Genomic DNA, 16,314 nt, shown 5'->3' on the forward strand with positions numbered 1-16,314 from the left:
CGAGTCCGTGCACACGTCCCGGAGAGGAACTCATGTCCCGGCCCCCTCGCAAGCGTTCCCGGCGTCCCGTCGTCCTGGGCGCCACCGCCGTCGCGGCCGCCCTGGCCGGTGGTCTGCTCATCGCCCTGCCCGGTGCGGCGAGTGCCGCCGCGTCCGGTCTCGCCGACGACTTCAACGGCGACGGCTACCGCGACCTGGCGACCGGCGCCCCGGGTGCCGTCGCGGGCGGGAAGGCGAAGGCGGGCGCCGTGGTCGTCAACTACGGCTCGTCGGGCGGCGTCAGCGCCGCGCGCCACAAGACCACGTCGCAGGATTCCTCCGGTGTGCCGGGCTCCTCGGAGACCTCCGACCGCTTCGGCACCGAGCTCGCGCACGGCGACCTCAACAGGGACGGCTACGGCGACCTCGTCGTGGGCGCACCGCTGGAGGACGTCGGCAGCGACGTCGACGGCGGTTCGGTCACGATCCTGTGGGGCGGCTCGTCCGGCCTGTCGGGCGGCACGTCGATCGGCGACCCGAACGCGTCGGGCCACGACCGGTTCGGCCAGTCCCTCGCGGTCGGCGACTTCACCGGTGACGGGAGGGCCGACCTGGCGGTCGGCTCCACCGGCAAGGACGTGTGGATCTTCAAGGGCGGCTTCACCAAGTCCGGCGGCGCGGCCGGGAAGCTGCGCTTCGACGCGCAGATCGAGTCCGGCGCGTACCCCAAGGGCGCCGTCCACCTGGCCGCCGGGGACTTCGACGACGACGGGACGGACGACGTGGTGGTGGGGTCCTCCACCGGCAACTTCGTCCACCGGGGCGCCCCGACCGGACCCACACCGCAGACCGGGGTGGGCACGGGGTACGCGAGCGCGCTCACCGTGGCCGACTTCGACCGCGACGGGCACGACGACCTGGTCGTCGGCACCGACTCCGCCCCCGTCCTGGACCAGACGGCGAAGGGCGGCTACGTCACCGTCTTCTACGGCGGTGCGGCGGGCGTCACCACGCGCAGCGGCGTCTTCACCCAGGACACCGCGGGTGTGCCGGGAGCGGACGAGTCCTACGACCTGTTCGGCGGCGCGCTCGCCGCGGGCGACGTGAACGCCGACGGCTACCCGGACCTCGCCGTCGGCGCGGGCTTCGAGACCGTCGGCTCCGCGAGCCACGCGGGCAGCGTCTGGGTGCTGCGCGGCGGTGCCTCCGGCCTGACCGGGACCGGCGCCCAGTCCTTCGACCAGGGCACCTCGGGCGTCCCGGGCGCCAACGAGCCGTCGGACGTCTTCGGCGGCGCCGTGCACCTCGCCGACCACGACAAGGACGGCCGCGCCGATCTGTCGGTGGGCGCGGCCGGCGAGAACAGCGACGACGGCGCCGTGTGGGTGCTGCGCGGCTCCACCGGGGGCGTCACGGCCACCGGCTCGGTGAGCTTCGGCGCGTCGTCCGTGGGCATCGGGAAGTCGGGGCAGGACCCCATGTTCGGGGACGTCCTGTCGGGCTCCTGAGCACGGGGGCAGACGGCCGGGAGGGGCGGCGCCGGAGCGTTCCGGCGCCGCCCCTCCCGTCGCGCCGAGTCGTCACGCGCGCCGGCGCACCGGTGCGGGCTCCCTTCGTGACGTCTTCGCGCTCTGCGCTTGACGGACGGTTCACTTCCGCCGGGTATCCCCGTACCGAGAGGCACGTACGTCGCAGTCCGGTCACCACGGGGGGATGTCATGAAAAGACCGCGCAGGGCCGTCCTCACGGCGTCGGCGCTGCTGGGCGCGTCGCTGCTCGCGGGCTGCACCAAGCCCGACCGGACGGAGATCGTCACGTGGACCGACGAGCACGGCCGGGCCTGCACGGGCGTGGCGGTGGTCGACTCCGAGGACGACGACCGCGAGGTGACCAGCATCGACTGCGACTACCCGCCGGAGGGCAGGCAGCCGGGCCGCGGGACCTCCGCCCCGCTGCCGGACTGAGGTCGTCCCGGACCGGTTCCCGCGCACCCGGCAGGGCGTCCCGTCCGCCGCGCGGCCGGCCGGTCCGTGCGGCAGGACGCCGGGTGCTCAGGAAGTGACCTGCCCCAAGTAGTCCTGCATGCCGTACGGGTACGCCCACGGGCTGTGGTCGCCGGCGGCGAGGCGGTCGATCGCGGTCAGGGTGTCCGACGCGGTCTTGCACCGCGGGTACCGGGCCGCGAAGGCGGCGACGCGGGGCCGCTGGGTGGGGAGCCAGGCGACGACGACCCCGGGGTCGCCGTCGTACCACCACCAGAACCGGAAGTCCTCCCAGAGGAGGTCGGTCGCCCAGGCGAAGGCGAGGCGGACCAGGCCCGCGTCCGCCGCGGGACCGGGGAGGGCGGCGAGGTGGTCCAGCCAGGGCAGCAGGTCCCCCGTCGCGTGGGCGACGCCCTCCACCAGGTCCGTGACCTTCTCCGCGGGCCGCCCGTCGACCAGGGCGACGGCCAGCAGCGCGCGGAACGCCCGCTCGACCGCGGCGCGTTCGGGCGTGGGCCAGCCGGCCAGACCGGCCCCGTCATCGCCGAGGTGACCGATTTCCAGGGACGGGTCGGTGTACTGGCCGTCCGGGCCCCAGGAACGCAGTGCGCGCGGTATGAGGCGGCGCCACAGGACGGGGTACTGGTCCTCGTCCCAGTGACTGGCGGTCTCGCGCATGAAGTGCCCGAGGACGTCGTCCGGCACGGCGGCGGGGTCGCCGCCGAGCAGGAGCAGCTCCGACTCGGGGGTGCAGTACGTGCAGCCGTCCACCGGCCGGTCGAGCGCGGGGGGCGAGGCGAAGACCCGGTCGGCCCCGGCGAGCGCGTCCCGCCACATCGCGTACGGGTCGAAGGAAGCGGAGGGAACGGAGGAAGCAGGGGAGGCGGGGGAAACGGCGTCGAGGGGATCGGACACGGCGCGACCTGCCACGAGGACTCCGCACAGGGGGACCGGCGAAGAGCGTGACACTACCACTGGGTGGGGAGGCCGGGCGTCACTACGATCACCGTCATGGACTGGGTGGGGCGCGCAGCCGGGTTGAGGCAGTGGAGCAAGGGGACGACCCGGGCTCCGCACAAGCCGCTGCTGTTGCTGTACGCCCTCGGCCGGTTCCAGCGGGAGGGCGACGACGGCGAGCTGCGCTACAGCGCCGTGGAGGAGGACCTGAAGCGGCTGCTGGCCGAGTACGGGCCGCCCCACAGGACGTCGCCCGCCTACCCGTTCCACCACCTGGCCGGTGACGGGGTGTGGGAGGTGCGGACCGACCGCGGGGCCGGCAGCCCGGGCACCGGCGTACGGGAGCTGCGCGCGTCCGGCGCCACCGGGCGGCTCGTGCCGGAACTGCGGGCCGCGCTGCGGCGGGAGCCGTCGCTGCTCGGCCGGATGGCACGGGTCCTGCTCGACGCGAACTTCCCGCCCTCGCTGCACGAGGAGCTGTGCGAGGCCGTCGGCCTGGATCCGGAGCCCGCGCGGGCCGTCCCCCTCACGGCCGCCCGGCGGCAGCGGGACCGCCGGATGCGGGAGAAGGTGCTGACGGCGTACGAGTACCGGTGCGCCTTCTGCGGCTACGACGGCCGGATCGATGCGGTGCCCGTCGGGCTGGAGGCCGCGCACGTGCGCTGGTGGGCGTTCGGCGGTCCGGACGACGTCGACAACGGGCTGTGTCTGTGCTCCCTGCACCACAAGCTCTTCGACAAGGGCGTCCTCGGGGTCGACGACGGTCACCGCATCCTGGTCTCGCAGCGTTTCGCCGGGCACGGCCCCGCCGCCCGCGCCCAGGTCACCGGCCTCTCCGGGCGGCCCCTCATCGGTCCGCAGCCGGGGGCCGCCCCCGTCGCGGCGCCCCACCGCGCCTGGCACACCGCGCAGGTGTTCCGCGGCGACCCGCGTCCGGCCGCCGCGGCCCGGTGACCCCGTCGGCACCACGGGCGGCGACCGCCGCGCGTCCTCGTGCCCGCCCGCGAGGCCCCGCCCCCGGCCGCACGGTCCCGTCCCCGGCCGCGCGGCTCACGGGTGCATCCTCGCTCCCTTCAGGACCTTGTCCACCGCGTTCCTCGGGCCGTACACCGCCAGGCCGACCAGGTCCAGGTCCGAGGTGCCCACGGCCCGGACCGCCGCGCGGTTGGCCTCGTCGTGGCCCGTGGCGAACAGGTCGCCGGTGAAGACCGCGCGCGGCAGGGCGCGGGAGAGCGCCCGCGCGTGCGCCGCCCTCAAGGTCTCCTTCGCGCCCTCGAAGACCAGCACCGGCTGGCGGAACATCGGCAGGTAGGGCACCTGGTCCGCGTCCTCGTAGGGCTCCCCGATCACCTCGGGGACCTGGGTGCCCAGGCCGCTGACCAGGAACGCGGTGACGTTGAGGCGCTGCCAGGACTCCAGGTCCTCGCGCAGCAGTACGGCGATCTTCGTGTCGAAGCGTGTGCTCATGGCACCGAGACTGCCGGGGGGCGCGGCCGGGTGTCTTGTACGTTGTTTGCATGGCCCCCCAGCCACCGCAGCAGGTACCGGAGCAGCAGGTCTGCGCCTGGCGGCCCCGCGTCCCCGGCGTCGTCGAGGTGTTCCACGCCCACTTCACCGAGTACGCCTACCCGATGCACGTCCACGACGCCTGGACGCTGCTCATCGTCGACGACGGCGCCGTGCGGTACGACCTCGGCCGGCACGAGCACGGCACACCGCACGACACCGTGTCCCTGCTGCCGCCGCACGTCCCCCACAACGGAGCCCCCGCCACGGCGGACGGTTTCCGCAAGCGGGTGCTGTACCTCGACGGCTCCCACCTCGGGGACGACCTCATCGGGCCGGCGGTCGACGAGCCCGATCTGCGGGACCCGCTCCTGCGGCTGCGCGTCGGCCAGGTGCACGCCGCCCTGGTGCGGCCCGGTGACGAGCTGGAGGCGGAGAGCCGGCTCGCTCTCGTCGGGCAGCGGCTGCGGGCCCACCTGCGGGACCGGGGCGACGGCACGGCGCCGCCCCGGCGTGATCCCGGCCTCGCGCGGCGGCTGCGGGAACTGCTCGACGAGCGGGTCCTGGAGGGGCTCACCCTCAAGGAGGCCGCCGGGCTGCTGTCCGCTCACCCCGCCCATCTGGTGCGGGCGTTCAGCACCGCCTACGGCATCGCGCCGCACCAGTACCTGATGTCCCGCCGGGTGGGGCGGGCCCGCCGGCTGCTCCTGGACGGCGGCTCGCCCGGCGAGGTCGCCGTCGCCACCGGCTTCTACGACCAGGCCCACCTCACCCGGCACTTCCGGAGGCTGGTGGGGGTCACGCCGGGCCGTTACCGCGCCCGGCGGCCGCCCACCGGGCGTCACTTCACGTCGACGTAGTCGCCCTTCGCCGTCGCGCCGCCCGTGGTGGACGTCTCGGAGAACGTCCAGCGCCAGTAGCCGTCCGCGGCGGCCGTGACCGTCGTCCTCAGGGCGCCCGTCGAGCTCGCCCGCACGGTCTTCACCGTGGTGTACGTGCTGGTGCCCGCCTTGCGGAACTGGAGCTTGGCGAGCTTGTCGCCGTACCCGACGTACGCGTGCCTCCCCCAGTCCGCGCGCGTGGCGCTGCCCGTCACGGTGATCGTCCCGCCCTTGGCGACCGGCTCGGGCGAGGCGTTGACACCGACCCGCGCCGCACGCTTGACCTGCACGGAACCGAAGCCGGTCAGACGCTCCTCGGCCTTGATCCTGGTGTCCGACTCGTCCCACAGCCGCGCGGTGACGGCGATCTTCCAGGTCGTGGCGTCGTTGTTGGAGTCCAGGGTGTGGCGCGGGTCGATGTACAGGTAACCCTCGCAGTCCGCGGAGGTCGGGCTGTCGTCGTACAGGGTGACGCTCGCCATGTGGATGCCGCCGTCCTCGGCACCGGCCTCGGCCGTGGTGCCGTGGTACAGGTACGGGAACGCGTCGATGGTGCTGGGCGTGTGGCCCGGGGGCCAGGTCACCCGGAAGTCCACGCCGGGGAACTTCTCCTCGCTGATGCCCACGACGATGGGCTTGCCGTCGTTGACGACCATGTCGGTCACCGTGATGCCGGTGTCCGCCGCCTCCGCGGCCGGTGCGGCGAACGCCACGAGGGCGAGCGCTCCCGCGAGTGCGGCCGCGGTGCCGGTTCTGCCAGTGCGCATGCACAACCTCTTCGCTGGTGGAGCGTGATCAGCGACTGAGACCGCCCGGGCCTGCTCGAGGTTGTACGGCCGCGGCTACTTCTCGGAGCGCCGGGTGAGGTGCGCGAACGCGTCCAGGTTGCGCGTCGACTCGCCCCGCGCGACCCGCCACGCGTACTCCTTGCGGATCGCCGAGGCGAACCCCAGCTCCAGGAGCGTGTTGAAGGCGCCGTCCGCCGCCTCCAGCACCTGGCCGAGGAGGCGGTCGATCTCGTCGGCGGTGACGGCGGCCAGCGGCAGCTTGGCCGTCACGTACACGTCGCCGAGCCGGTCCACCGCGTAACTCACGCCGTACAGCTTGAGGTTGCGTTCCAGGAGCCAGCGGTGGACGCCGGCTTCGTTCTCGTCGGGGTGGCGGATGACGAAGGCGTTCAGCGACAGCGAGTGGCGGCCGGCGAGCAGGGACACCGTCGTCGACAGCTTGCGGGTGCCGGGGAGTTTCACGACGTAGTTGCCGGGGGCCGGGCTCTCCCAGTCGAGGTCGGCGTCCCGGAGGGCCGCCTCGATCACCTGCGCCGCTTTCTCTGCGTCAGCCATGGTGCGAGCGTACGTGACGGCGGTACGCCTGCGTCGCGGCCGTGTAGACGTCGGCCGTGGCGGCGGCCGCGGTGTCCCAGCCGAAGGACCGGGCGTGCCGGGCGGCGGCCTCGCCCATCCGGCCGGCGAGGTGCGGGTGGTCGGCGAAGTCGCGCAGCACGCGCGCGTAGGCGGCCGGGTCGTGGCCCTGGATCAGGAAGCCGGTGTGCCCGTCCCGCACGGCCACCGGGAGGCCGCCGACCGCGGCGGCGAGCACCGGGGTGCCGGCCGCCTGCGCCTCTATGGCGACCAGGCCGAACGACTCGCTGTAGGACGGCATGACGAGGACGGACGCGGCGCGGAACCAGTCCGCGAGCCGCTCCTGCCCGACCGGCGGGTGGAACCGTACGACGTCCGCGATGCCGAGGCGCGCGGCGAGCTTCTGCAGTCCCTCCGGCTTGGCGAGGCCGCTGCCGCTGGGGCCGCCGACCACGGGGACGCAGAGCCGCGAGCGCAGCTCGGGACGCTCGTCGAGCAGGACGGCGACCGCGCGGAGCAGCACGTCGGGGGCCTTCAGGGGCTGGATGCGGCCGGCGAAGAGCGGGATCAGGGCGTCCTGGGGGAGGCCGAGGCGGGCCCGGGCGGCGGCGCGGCCGTCGGCCGGGCGGAAGCGGTCGAGGTTGACGCCGGGGTGGACGACGGCGACCTTGGCGGGGTCGGCGGCGTAGTGCCGCACCAGTTCGCCGGCCTCTTCGGCGGTGTTGGCGATCAGCCGGTCGGCGGCGGTGACGATCTGGGTCTCGCCGATGACGCGGGCGGCGGGCTCGGGGGTGTCGCCGTCGGCCAGGTTGGCGTTCTTGACCTTGGCCATGGTGTGCATGGCGTGCACCAGGGGGACGCCCCAGCGCTGGGCGGCGAGCCAGCCGACGTGGCCGGAGAGCCAGTAGTGGGAGTGGACCAGGTCGTAGTGGCCGGGGCGGTGGCCGGCCCAGGCCTGCATCACGCCGTGGGTGAAGGCGCACAGCTGGGCGGGCAGTTCCTCCTTGGCGAGGCCCTCGTAGGGGCCGGCGTCGACGTGCCGGACGAGGACGCCGGGGGCCAGCTCGACGGTGGGCGGGAGGGCGGCGGCGGTCGCGCGCGTGAAGATCTCGACCTCGATGTCGATCGCGGCGAGGCGCTGCGCGAGTTCCACGATGTAGACGTTCATGCCGCCGGCGTCGCCGGTGCCCGGCTGGTGGAGCGGGGAGGTGTGCACGGAGAGCATCGCCACGCGGCGGGGCTGCCTGCGGTGCAGGCGCAGCCGCGGTGGTGCCGCCGGGGAGCGCCGCCCGAGCCTCGCGATGTACTGGCTCACGTGGCGTTCCTCCTCGCTGCGGGTATGACCGTCGGAGGGTGGACGGCCCCTCCGCGGCGTCAACACCGGAGGGATCCGTTCCCATTTCCGGGTGCTCTCCCCGGACCGCCTTTTTGCCGAATCATTACCATTCATCGGTCAACCGTTCGAGAGGGTGACGCGTAGCACCCGCACCGCATCCGCGCCGGTGGCGCGGGCGGGTACCCGCATACCCTCGTACGCATGACAGTCGTCCGCGCCGCCTCGCTCCCCCACGCCCGGCCCGGCCCGCGCGGGGGGACCCCCGTCGTGGGCACGGTGACGCGCGGGACGACCAACCCCAACCGGCTGCGCCGCATGGACCGCTGGATCGCGGCCACGCACGGCGCGGAACTGCGCCGCGCGGAGCGTCCCGTCACCGTCGACCTCGGCTACGGCGCGGCCCCCTGGACGGCGGTCGAGCTGCTGCACCGCCTGCGCTCCGTGGCGCCCCGCGTGCGCGTGGTGGGCGTCGAGATCGAGCCGGCCCGGGTCGCGGCCGCGCGGCCGTACGAGCGCGACGGGCTGGTCTTCCGGCACGGCGGCTTCGAGATCCCGGTCCCCGGGCGGCCGGTGCTGGTCCGCGCGGCGAACGTGCTGCGCCAGTACGACGAGGCGGAGGTCGCCGCCGTGTGGCGGCGGCTGTGCGCGCGGCTCGCGCCGGCCGACCCGGCGACGGGCTCGCGCGGCGGGCTGCTGGTCGAGGGGACCTGCGACGAGATCGGGCGCCGGCACGTGTGGGTCGCCCTCGGGCCGGAGGGGCCGCGCACGGTCACCTTCGCGACCCGGCTGGGCTCGCTGGAGCGCCCCTCGGACCTGGCGGAACGCCTGCCGAAGGCGCTCATCCACCGCAACGTCCCCGGGGAACCGGTGCACGCCTTCCTGCGCGACTTCGACCGCGCCTGGGCGGCCGCCGCGCCCTACGCCTCGTACGGCGCCCGGCAGCGCTGGATCCGGGCGGTGCGGGACCTCGCGGCCCACTGGCCGGTGACGGACGGGCCGGCGCGGTGGCGGCAGGGCGAGGTCACGGTGCGCTGGGAGGCGCTGGCCCCGCGGAACTGACCCGGCGGCGGTCCCGGGGGCGGCCGTGGCGGTGGTGCCCTCAAGGCGGCGGCCCCCGCAGCCGCGCGTACCCCGGTCGGACGCGGGATCACGGGGTGAGGGGAACGATCACCGTGAGTCGTTCGTCACATCGGCGGGATGATCACCGCGCCGGGAGGAAACGGCGGAAAGGAGAGGGTCTGTCGTTTCGCGCGCCGACGTGGCAACATCCCCCGGGCAACCGGATGTTACTGGTGGTTAACCAGCGGGAGGCGGATCCATGCGGACGGGCAAGCGCGGGCTGATCACAGTGGCCGTGACCGTGGTCTGTGCGGTCACGGTGCTGGCGGCACCAGGCACGGCGTTCGCGGAACCCGCTCCCCCGCCGCCCCCGGGCGCGAGCGCGAGCGCGACCGTCCCGGCCGCCACCGACGAGGACCTGGAAGCCGTGCGCGAGAAGCTCGACCGGCTCTACCGCGCGGCGGCCGTCGCCACCGACGAGTACAACGACGCGGAGGAGAAGGCGAAGAGGCAGTCCGCCGAGATCGTCCGGCTGGCCAGGAAGATCGTCAAGGGCCAGGAGAGGCTGGACCGGCTGAGGGAGCGCGCGGGCGCCGCGGCCGCCGCCCAGTACCGCGGTGGCGGGCTGCCGCCCGAGGCGCACCTGATGCTGAGCGACGACCCGCAGGAGTTCCTGGACGGTGCGGACCGGGTGCGCCAGGGCGCGCACGCGACCAAGGGACTGCTCGGCGAACTGACCCGCACCCAGCAGGACTTGGAGCGGTACGCCGAGGACGCCGACGCGCAGTGGCGCAAGCTGGAGGCGGGCCGCAAGGCCAAGGCCAAGGCGCAGAAGAAGATCGAGAAGCAGATCGAGGCGGCCGAGAGGCTCGAGTCCGCGCTGGAGAAGGAGGAGCGGGAGCGCCTGGCCCGGCTGGAGGAGCGGGCCGCGCAGGAGGCGCAGGCCACCTGGCTGAGCTCCGGCATCCTCGACGAGATCCGGGGCGAGGCGACCGCGCAGGGCGAGAAGGCCGTGGCGTACGCCACCGCGCAGATCGGCAAGCCGTACCAGTGGGGCGCCGAGGGCCCGAAGGCGTACGACTGCTCCGGGCTGACCTCACAGGCCTGGGCGTCGGCGGGGCGGGGCATCCCGCGCACCTCGCAGGCGCAGTGGCGGCAGCTGGAGAAGGTCGGCATCGAGGACATGCGCCCCGGTGACCTCGTCATCTACTTCGGCGACGCCAGCCACGTCGGGATGTACATCGGGGACGGCTCCGTCGTGCACGCCCCGCGTCCGGGGCGGACGGTGACGATCGCGGGGGCCGGATCGATGCCGATCCTGGGAGTGGTGCGCCCGGACCCGGGCACGGCGTCGTGACCCGGCCCACATGGATCTTGCCGTCAAACCCCCCGCGGACGTGACGTTCGTCATTCCCGCGGCTCCTCCGGCCTGTCCAACTGCGGTAGCAAACGCGGCATATGACAGTGGCCGATGGCGGACCGACGTGCGCCACACCATTCCGCTGCGGCGCCGTCACCCGCTATCGTCCCGGATCGAAAAGGGGCATCCCCCGCTCGCACGGAGGTGCGGGCCCAGGGAAGGGCCGAGATCCCTCGCCCCCACCGTGCCCTCGGGGGGAGGGAAGGAACCCGGAACCATGCCCGCACCCGTACCGCGGCAGAGAGCGATCCCGGCCGCGGAGAGCGGTCAGGCGCCGGCCCCGTCCGAGAACACCGCGGACACCACCAGGGCCGCGCCGGACAGGGCCGAGACGACCGCCCACACCAACCTCACACTGCTGCTGATCGAGGACGACCCCGGCGGCTCGCCGATCGTGCCGGACCTGCTCGACCAGGCCGGCAAGCCGATCCGCGTCCGCACCGCCCGCAACCTCACCGAGGCCGAGCGGCTGCTCACCGACGACGTCCACTGCATCCTGCTCGACCTCGCGCTGTCCGCGCCCGGCCGGCCGGGCGGCGATGACGACGAGCTCGCCGTGCTCAGGCACGTGCTGGAGCTGGCGCCCCGGCACGCCGTCCTCGCCCTGACCGGGGCCGACGACACCGAGCGCGGCGCGGAGGCGGTACGGGTGGGCGCCCAGGACTACCTCGTCCGCGACGAACTGGACGGCCGGCTGCTGAGCCGGGCGATCCGCTACGCGGTGGAGCGCAAGCGTTCCGAATCGGCCGAGCGCCGGCTCGCCGAGGGGCGCGTGCGCGCCCAGGAGAACCGCCGCCTGGAACGCGGCCTGCTGCCGACACCGCTGCTGGAGGGCTCCTCGCTCCGCTTCGCCGCCCGCTACCGCCCCGGCCGCTCACGCGCCCTGCTCGGCGGCGACTTCTACGACGTCGTCCGCACCCCGGACGGCACCGTGCACGCCATGATCGGCGACGTCTGCGGCCACGGCCCGGACGAGGCCGCCCTCGGCGTGGAGCTGCGCATCGCCTGGCGCGCGCTGACCCTGGCGGGGCTGTGCGGCGACCAGCTGCTGGGCACGCTCCAGCAGGTGCTGGAGCACGAACGCGCGGACGACGAGATCTTCGCGACCCTGTGCACCGTCGACATCGCCCCGGACGGCCGCCGGGCCGGCCTGTGCCTGGCCGGCCACCCGTCGCCGCTGCTCGCCCGCCCGGACCTGCCCGCGCGGCTGCTGCCGTACGACAACAACGGCCCGGCGCTCGGTCTGCTGCCCGGCGCCCGCTGGCCGCGGATGCAGGTGGAGCTGGGCGCCGAGTGGAGCCTGATGCTCTACACCGACGGCCTGATCGAGGGCCGGGTCGGCGACAGCGGGGAGCGGCTCGGCCAGGACGGCATGGTGGAGATGGTCCGCCGGCAGCTCTCCGAGGGCCTGCGCGGCGAGGCGCTGCTGCGGGCCGCCGTCAACGAGGTCCGGAACCTCAACGGGGGCGAGCTGACGGACGACGTGGCCGTGCTGCTGCTGGACCGGACGGGCTGAGCGGGACACCGCCGTTCCGGGTTCCGCCGCGCGCCGGGCAGCGGTCGCGTGCGGCCGGTCGGGCCGGCGCCCGCGGAGCCGCACGGGGACACGGCCCCGCGCCCTGGGGACACGGCCCCGCGCCCCCTGCCCGTCCTCCTACCGGCCGCCGTTCCACGGGCCGTACGGGCCGTCGCTGCTGGAGCCCTTGCGGCTGCGTCCGCCACCGGGGAGGCCGCGCAGGGCGGGACGGACGTCGACCATGTACACGATGGTCGCGATCAACCCGATGATCGGCAGGAACGACAGGATGCCGAAGATCAGGCTCACCACGAGCGCCAGGCCGAGGATGATCAGCCAGAAGGGCTTGGTCTGCTTGTCGGCCGCGCGGTAGGCGTCCTCGCGGCGCGTGGCGGCGTCGATCAGCGCGAAACCGCTGAAAAGGACCAGGGCCATGTTCAGCAACGACATGAACCCGGCGAATCCCTGCATCAGCACTACGTCCACCACCCGACTCGGCTCGTCCCTACGCGGTCACCGTACCCGCAACCGCCGGCCGGCTACCCGGACAACGGGCCGGGCACCGCGAGAGTGCCCGGCCCGCCCGTCGCGCCGTCCGATCCGTCCCGCCGCTCACTTGGCGGGCGGGGTCGTCCTCTTCGGCGGCGTGGTCCTGCGCGCCGGAGCCTTCCTCGCGGCGGCCTTCTTCTCCTCGGCGGACTCGGTGCCGTCGGCGGCCCCGGTCCCGTTGGCCCCCACTGGCCTGCCGTCCGCGGCCCCGACCGGCTCGGGCCGGGACACGTGCTTCGGTTCGGCGGACGGCTCGACGGCCACGGCGATGTCCTCGATGCCCTCGGCGGCCTCGCCGCGCCAGGTCCGCACGGCCTGTTCGCCGTGCTCGGCGACCTTCTCGTAGGCCTCCCGGGCCTTGACCGCGTACTCCGCGGCGACGCCGACCCCGCGCAGCGCGAGGCCCTGGGCGGTCTCACCGAACTTCTTCAGGTCGGTGTCGAGCGAACCGAAGAACTCGCCGACCTTGGCCTGCAGGGTCTCCTGCGTCTCCCGGACCCGGAGGGTCGCCTTCTCCTGGACGGCCTTGGGGTCGGTGTTGCGGACGGCCTCGATGCGGGCCGGCGCCTCGGTGCGCAACTGCTCCACCAGGGCCGGCACCTTCTTGGCCTGCTGCAGGGCGAGGTCGGCGGTGCCCGCGGCGAAGTAGAGCGGGGTCGGGTTGCTGAAGGTCTTGCGCAGGTCGTCGGTGATGGCCATGGTGATGGTCCTCCCGGATTCGTTCTCGGCTGAGGGTTCGTGTGGTCCGCGGCGGGCGTCCGGTGCCCTGGTCCGGCTCAGCCGGCCGTCCGCCGCGGACCGGTGTCGCTGCCGCCGCCCCTGCGGGGACGGCGCTCGGCGGGCCTGCCGCCCTGGTCGGTGGAGCCGTGGCGCCCGGCGGACTCGCCGCCGGCCGTACGGCTCCGACGTATCGCGGCACCGCCGTCCGGGACGTCCCCCGCACGGTCGCTCCCGTCGACGGCGTCGGAGACCTCGGCCGCCCCGGCGGTCCCGGTCGTCGCCTCACCGCCCTCGGCGCCCCCAAACCCGTTCTCCTTGCGGAAGGACTCGTAGATCTGGAGCAGCACCTGCTTCTGACGCTCGGTCAGCGTGGGGTCGGAGAGGAGGACGGCCCGCGTCGCCCCTTCCCGCCGGTCCTCCTCCCCGCCCCGCTCGGCGTCGAGGATGCCGGCCCGGACGTACAGCGTCTCGGCGGAGATCCGCAGCGCCTTGGCGACCTGCTGGAGCACCTCCGCGCTCGGCTTGCGCAGCCCGCGCTCGATCTGACTGAGGTACGGATTGGACACCCCGGCGGCATCGGCGAGCTGCCGCAGCGACAACTGCGCGCTGCGCCGCTGCTCGCGCAGGTACTCACCGAGATTGCCGACGTTGAGCGATGCCATGCCTCCACCCTGCCCCACCCTGCTAACTATTGCAAGCATCTGCTTGCAGGAGTGTGTCGCCGGGTGCTCCGAGCGGACGGAAGGTCTCCGGGTACGCCTCTCCGGCCGTGCCCGCGGTCGTCGTGGCCGGCCGGCTCCGCGCGGCGGGCCGCGGGTCCGGCGGGGCACCGGCCGCACACGGCCCGGCAGGACCACCGCCGGCCGCCACCGGCCCGAACGGCGGCGCCGTCACGCCGTCCCGCAGCGACCGCGAAGGATCTCCACGCCCTCGCCCTCGAGTTCGTCGCAGTGCGCCGCGCGTCCGGTCATGGCCATCACCAGGGCCAGGGTGGGGCCGGACACGAGCGGCCCCGAACCGGTCGTGAAAGGGCCGTCGTCCGCGACGAGTTCCAGCCCGTCCACGCGTCCCTTGGCGACGACCACGAGGTCCGAGCCCCGGTAGTACTCGGCCACCCGGGTGAGGACCTCGACCGGGTGAGCGCGGCGGACGCCCAGCGGACGCCGGATGTCCTCCCCGTGCACGATCGTCTCGCCCAGCATGGCCACGACGGGCAGGGGAGGCTTGGTGGTGCTCGGGACGACGCGCCGGAACCGCTCGAGGGTCTCGGCCGGGGTCGTGCCCAACTGCTCGGCCAGCCGCACGGCCACCTGCCGGTCGAAGTCGAACCGGCAGCGGATCACCCCCGCCATCCAGCGCACGGCGTTGAGGCTCGCGCCCGCGGTGAGGTGCGCGAGCACCTCGCGCACCGTCAGGCCGGTGCAGAGCGACGGCCTTTCCCACTGCTCGTCGGTGATGTCCGCGAGATCGGCCGCCAGCGCGGCTCGCTCGGCGTGGACCAAGGGCCAGTCCCCGGTCCTGCGGCTGCGGGCGGTCGTCACTGCCGGATCGGTCATGGGGAAGGGTCTCCTGTCACGGATCGTGCTCCAGCGTCGCTCCCGGGCCGGTTCGGGCATCCGGCACGGGCGTCCGCAGGGGAGACCGGCACTGCGGTGCGGAGTCATCGCCGGTGGGCGACTTCTCTGCGTGCGGCCCACCGCCGAGACGGCCGAAGCGCCCCGTCCCGTCCCGGACTCGTCCGGAACGGGACGGGGCGGGGCGGAAGGGAACGGGAAAAGGCGTGGGCCGGGGTTCGCGCGGGCGGCAGACTGGCCCCATGACCGCCACGGACCCCAAGGCCGACCTCCACTTCTACCTGCAGTCCGCCCGCGACGCCCTGCTGTGGAAACTCGAAGGGCTCTCGGAGTACGACGCCCGCCGCCCGCTGACGCCGACCGGCACCAACCTCCTGGGCCTGGTGAAGCACACGGCCGGCGTGGAACTGGGCTACCTCGGCGACACCTTCGGACGCCCGTCGGGCGAGCCGCTGCCCTGGCTGGAGGACGGCGCCGAGCCCAACGCGGACATGTGGGCCACCGCCGACGAGTCACGCGAGCACGTCGTGGAGCTCTACCGCCGGGCGTGGGCGCACGCGGACGCGACGGTCGACGCACTGCCGCTGGACACGGTCGGCAGGGTGCCGTGGTGGCCCGACGGCAAGGACGAGGTGACGCTGCACCACGCCGTGACGCGCGTGATCGCCGACACGCACCGGCACGCCGGGCACGCCGACATCCTGCGGGAACTCCTGGACGGCTCGGTGGGGATGAGGAAGGACAACCCCGCCGTGCCGCCGGACGACCCGGCGGGGTGGGAGGCCCACCGCGACCGGCTGGAACGCGCGGCCCGGGAGGCCGAGCGGAACGCGCGCCGGTAGGCGCCCCGGTGCCCGCAGGGCGGCTCCCCTGCCCGCGGCCCCCCCTGCGGTCTCCCGCTGCCTCCCGCTGCCTCCCGTGATGCTCCTCCCCGCCCCTCACCCGCGGCAGGGACCCGCGTCCGCGGGGCTCCCCTCGCCGGCGGGCGCGGCCGAGGCCCCCACACCCACTTTTTTGTGCGTACTTGGCAGCCCGGCGCCGCGCGGCGAACCTTGAGAGGGACGGCGGGCAGGGCACCGGACGGGGAAGGGAGCGGGATCGGTCAGCCGTCAGGAGGCCCGACGGGTGACGTCGGCCCTGTCGCCGGCCAGCTTCTCCAGGCGGCGGTGGCCCCAGTCGGACAGGGGCCCCAGGGCCTCGGACAGCTCGCGGCCGAAGCCGGTCAGGGAGTAGACCGTCTTCGGCGGCCGGACGTCGTACACCTCCCGGTGGACCAGTCCGTCCGTCTCCATCTCACGCAGCGCCTGGGTCAGCACCTTCTCGGTGAGGCCGGGCACCCGCCGGCGCAGTTCGGCCGGCCGGTGCGGGCCGGACTCCAGCAGCCACAGCAGCGTGGTCTTCCACTTGCCCTCGATCACGGCGATCGCGGCGGTCACCCCGCAGACGTCCGGATCGTGGCGCCGGTGCACCATGC

18 protein-coding genes are annotated in these 16,314 nt (G+C 74.4%); 8 read left to right on the forward strand and 10 right to left on the reverse strand.

Annotation, left to right across the window (positions count from 1 at the left end; genetic code table 11):
- Positions 1 to 32 precede the first annotated feature (32 nt).
- Complete coding sequence (locus tag GL259_RS18435; protein ID WP_159534189.1) at positions 33 to 1,487, forward strand: FG-GAP-like repeat-containing protein; 1,455 nt, start codon at positions 33 to 35, stop codon at positions 1,485 to 1,487.
- A 210-nt stretch (positions 1,488 to 1,697) separates the two neighbouring features.
- A complete protein-coding gene (locus GL259_RS18440) occupies positions 1,698 to 1,943 on the forward strand; it encodes a hypothetical protein (RefSeq protein WP_159534191.1) in 246 nt (81 codons plus the stop codon).
- 87 nt (positions 1,944 to 2,030) lie between these two features.
- On the opposite strand, the gene GL259_RS18445 is transcribed toward GL259_RS18440, so the two are convergent.
- Positions 2,031 to 2,876: a hypothetical protein gene (locus GL259_RS18445; protein ID WP_243762329.1), complete on the reverse strand. Its 846-nt coding sequence runs from the start codon at positions 2,874 to 2,876 to the stop codon at positions 2,031 to 2,033.
- Between the two features lie 96 nt (positions 2,877 to 2,972).
- Between GL259_RS18445 and GL259_RS18450 the strand changes: the two genes are divergently transcribed.
- On the forward strand, positions 2,973 to 3,872 hold the full coding sequence (locus tag GL259_RS18450) for a phosphorothioated DNA-binding restriction endonuclease (protein WP_159534193.1): 900 nt from the start codon (positions 2,973 to 2,975) through the stop codon (positions 3,870 to 3,872).
- A 96-nt stretch (positions 3,873 to 3,968) separates the two neighbouring features.
- Here the strand turns inward: GL259_RS18450 and GL259_RS18455 are convergent, their stop codons facing one another.
- Positions 3,969 to 4,385 (reverse strand): DUF2000 domain-containing protein, encoded by a 417-nt coding sequence (locus tag GL259_RS18455; protein WP_159534195.1) that lies wholly within the window; start codon positions 4,383 to 4,385, stop codon positions 3,969 to 3,971.
- Positions 4,386 to 4,435: 50 nt separating this feature from the next.
- Here GL259_RS18455 and GL259_RS18460 point away from each other — a divergent pair, with 50 nt between their 5' ends.
- Positions 4,436 to 5,284: an AraC family transcriptional regulator gene (locus GL259_RS18460; protein ID WP_159534197.1), complete on the forward strand. Its 849-nt coding sequence runs from the start codon at positions 4,436 to 4,438 to the stop codon at positions 5,282 to 5,284.
- Here the strand turns inward: GL259_RS18460 and GL259_RS18465 are convergent.
- The 3 genes from GL259_RS18465 to mshA form a co-directional block, all read right to left on the reverse strand.
- On the reverse strand, positions 5,266 to 6,072 hold the full coding sequence (locus GL259_RS18465) for a hypothetical protein (RefSeq protein ID WP_159534199.1): 807 nt from the start codon (positions 6,070 to 6,072) through the stop codon (positions 5,266 to 5,268). The genes GL259_RS18460 and GL259_RS18465 overlap by 19 nt on opposite strands.
- 75 nt (positions 6,073 to 6,147) lie before the next feature.
- Positions 6,148 to 6,648 (reverse strand): YbjN domain-containing protein, encoded by a 501-nt coding sequence (locus GL259_RS18470; RefSeq protein WP_159534201.1) that lies wholly within the window; start codon positions 6,646 to 6,648, stop codon positions 6,148 to 6,150.
- Positions 6,641 to 7,981, reverse strand: coding sequence for a D-inositol-3-phosphate glycosyltransferase (mshA, locus tag GL259_RS18475; protein WP_159534203.1), 1,341 nt, complete (start codon positions 7,979 to 7,981; stop codon positions 6,641 to 6,643). Before mshA ends, GL259_RS18470 begins: the two co-directional genes overlap by 8 nt.
- 288 nt (positions 7,982 to 8,269) lie before the next feature.
- Between mshA and GL259_RS18480 the strand changes: the two genes are divergently transcribed.
- From GL259_RS18480 to GL259_RS18490, 3 genes are all read left to right on the forward strand, one after another.
- Positions 8,270 to 9,061 carry a class I SAM-dependent methyltransferase gene (locus GL259_RS18480; RefSeq protein ID WP_159538754.1) on the forward strand — a complete coding sequence of 264 codons (792 nt, stop codon included), beginning with the start codon at positions 8,270 to 8,272 and terminating at the stop codon, positions 9,059 to 9,061.
- Positions 9,062 to 9,320: 259 nt separating this feature from the next.
- Complete coding sequence (locus tag GL259_RS18485; protein WP_159534205.1) at positions 9,321 to 10,418, forward strand: NlpC/P60 family protein; 1,098 nt, start codon at positions 9,321 to 9,323, stop codon at positions 10,416 to 10,418.
- 280 nt (positions 10,419 to 10,698) lie between these two features.
- On the forward strand, positions 10,699 to 11,997 hold the full coding sequence (locus tag GL259_RS18490) for a fused response regulator/phosphatase (RefSeq protein WP_159534207.1): 1,299 nt from the start codon (positions 10,699 to 10,701) through the stop codon (positions 11,995 to 11,997).
- A 138-nt stretch (positions 11,998 to 12,135) separates the two neighbouring features.
- Here GL259_RS18490 and GL259_RS18495 read toward each other — a convergent pair whose 3' ends face one another.
- The 4 genes from GL259_RS18495 to GL259_RS18510 all read right to left on the reverse strand — a co-directional run bounded on the left by GL259_RS18495 (position 12,136) and on the right by GL259_RS18510 (position 14,822).
- Positions 12,136 to 12,468 carry a DUF2516 family protein gene (locus GL259_RS18495; protein WP_208026619.1) on the reverse strand — a complete coding sequence of 111 codons (333 nt, stop codon included), beginning with the start codon at positions 12,466 to 12,468 and terminating at the stop codon, positions 12,136 to 12,138.
- A gap of 141 nt (positions 12,469 to 12,609) precedes the next feature.
- Positions 12,610 to 13,245 (reverse strand): hypothetical protein, encoded by a 636-nt coding sequence (locus GL259_RS18500; RefSeq protein ID WP_159534209.1) that lies wholly within the window; start codon positions 13,243 to 13,245, stop codon positions 12,610 to 12,612.
- A gap of 77 nt (positions 13,246 to 13,322) precedes the next feature.
- Entirely contained in the window at positions 13,323 to 13,928 is a 606-nt protein-coding gene (locus tag GL259_RS18505) for a helix-turn-helix transcriptional regulator (protein WP_159534211.1), read from the reverse strand.
- 228 nt (positions 13,929 to 14,156) lie between these two features.
- Positions 14,157 to 14,822 (reverse strand): maleylpyruvate isomerase family mycothiol-dependent enzyme, encoded by a 666-nt coding sequence (locus GL259_RS18510; RefSeq protein WP_159534213.1) that lies wholly within the window; start codon positions 14,820 to 14,822, stop codon positions 14,157 to 14,159.
- Positions 14,823 to 15,082: 260 nt separating this feature from the next.
- Here GL259_RS18510 and GL259_RS18515 point away from each other — a divergent pair, with 260 nt between their 5' ends.
- Positions 15,083 to 15,682: a DinB family protein gene (locus GL259_RS18515; RefSeq protein ID WP_159534215.1), complete on the forward strand. Its 600-nt coding sequence runs from the start codon at positions 15,083 to 15,085 to the stop codon at positions 15,680 to 15,682.
- Between the two features lie 267 nt (positions 15,683 to 15,949).
- Here GL259_RS18515 and GL259_RS18520 read toward each other — a convergent pair whose 3' ends face one another.
- On the reverse strand, positions 15,950 to 16,312 hold the full coding sequence (locus GL259_RS18520) for a helix-turn-helix domain-containing protein (RefSeq protein WP_159534217.1): 363 nt from the start codon (positions 16,310 to 16,312) through the stop codon (positions 15,950 to 15,952).
- Positions 16,313 to 16,314 lie beyond the last annotated feature (2 nt).

It is taken from the genome of Streptomyces sp. Tu 3180, assembly GCF_009852415.1.
Lineage (GTDB): Bacteria > Actinomycetota > Actinomycetes > Streptomycetales > Streptomycetaceae > Streptomyces.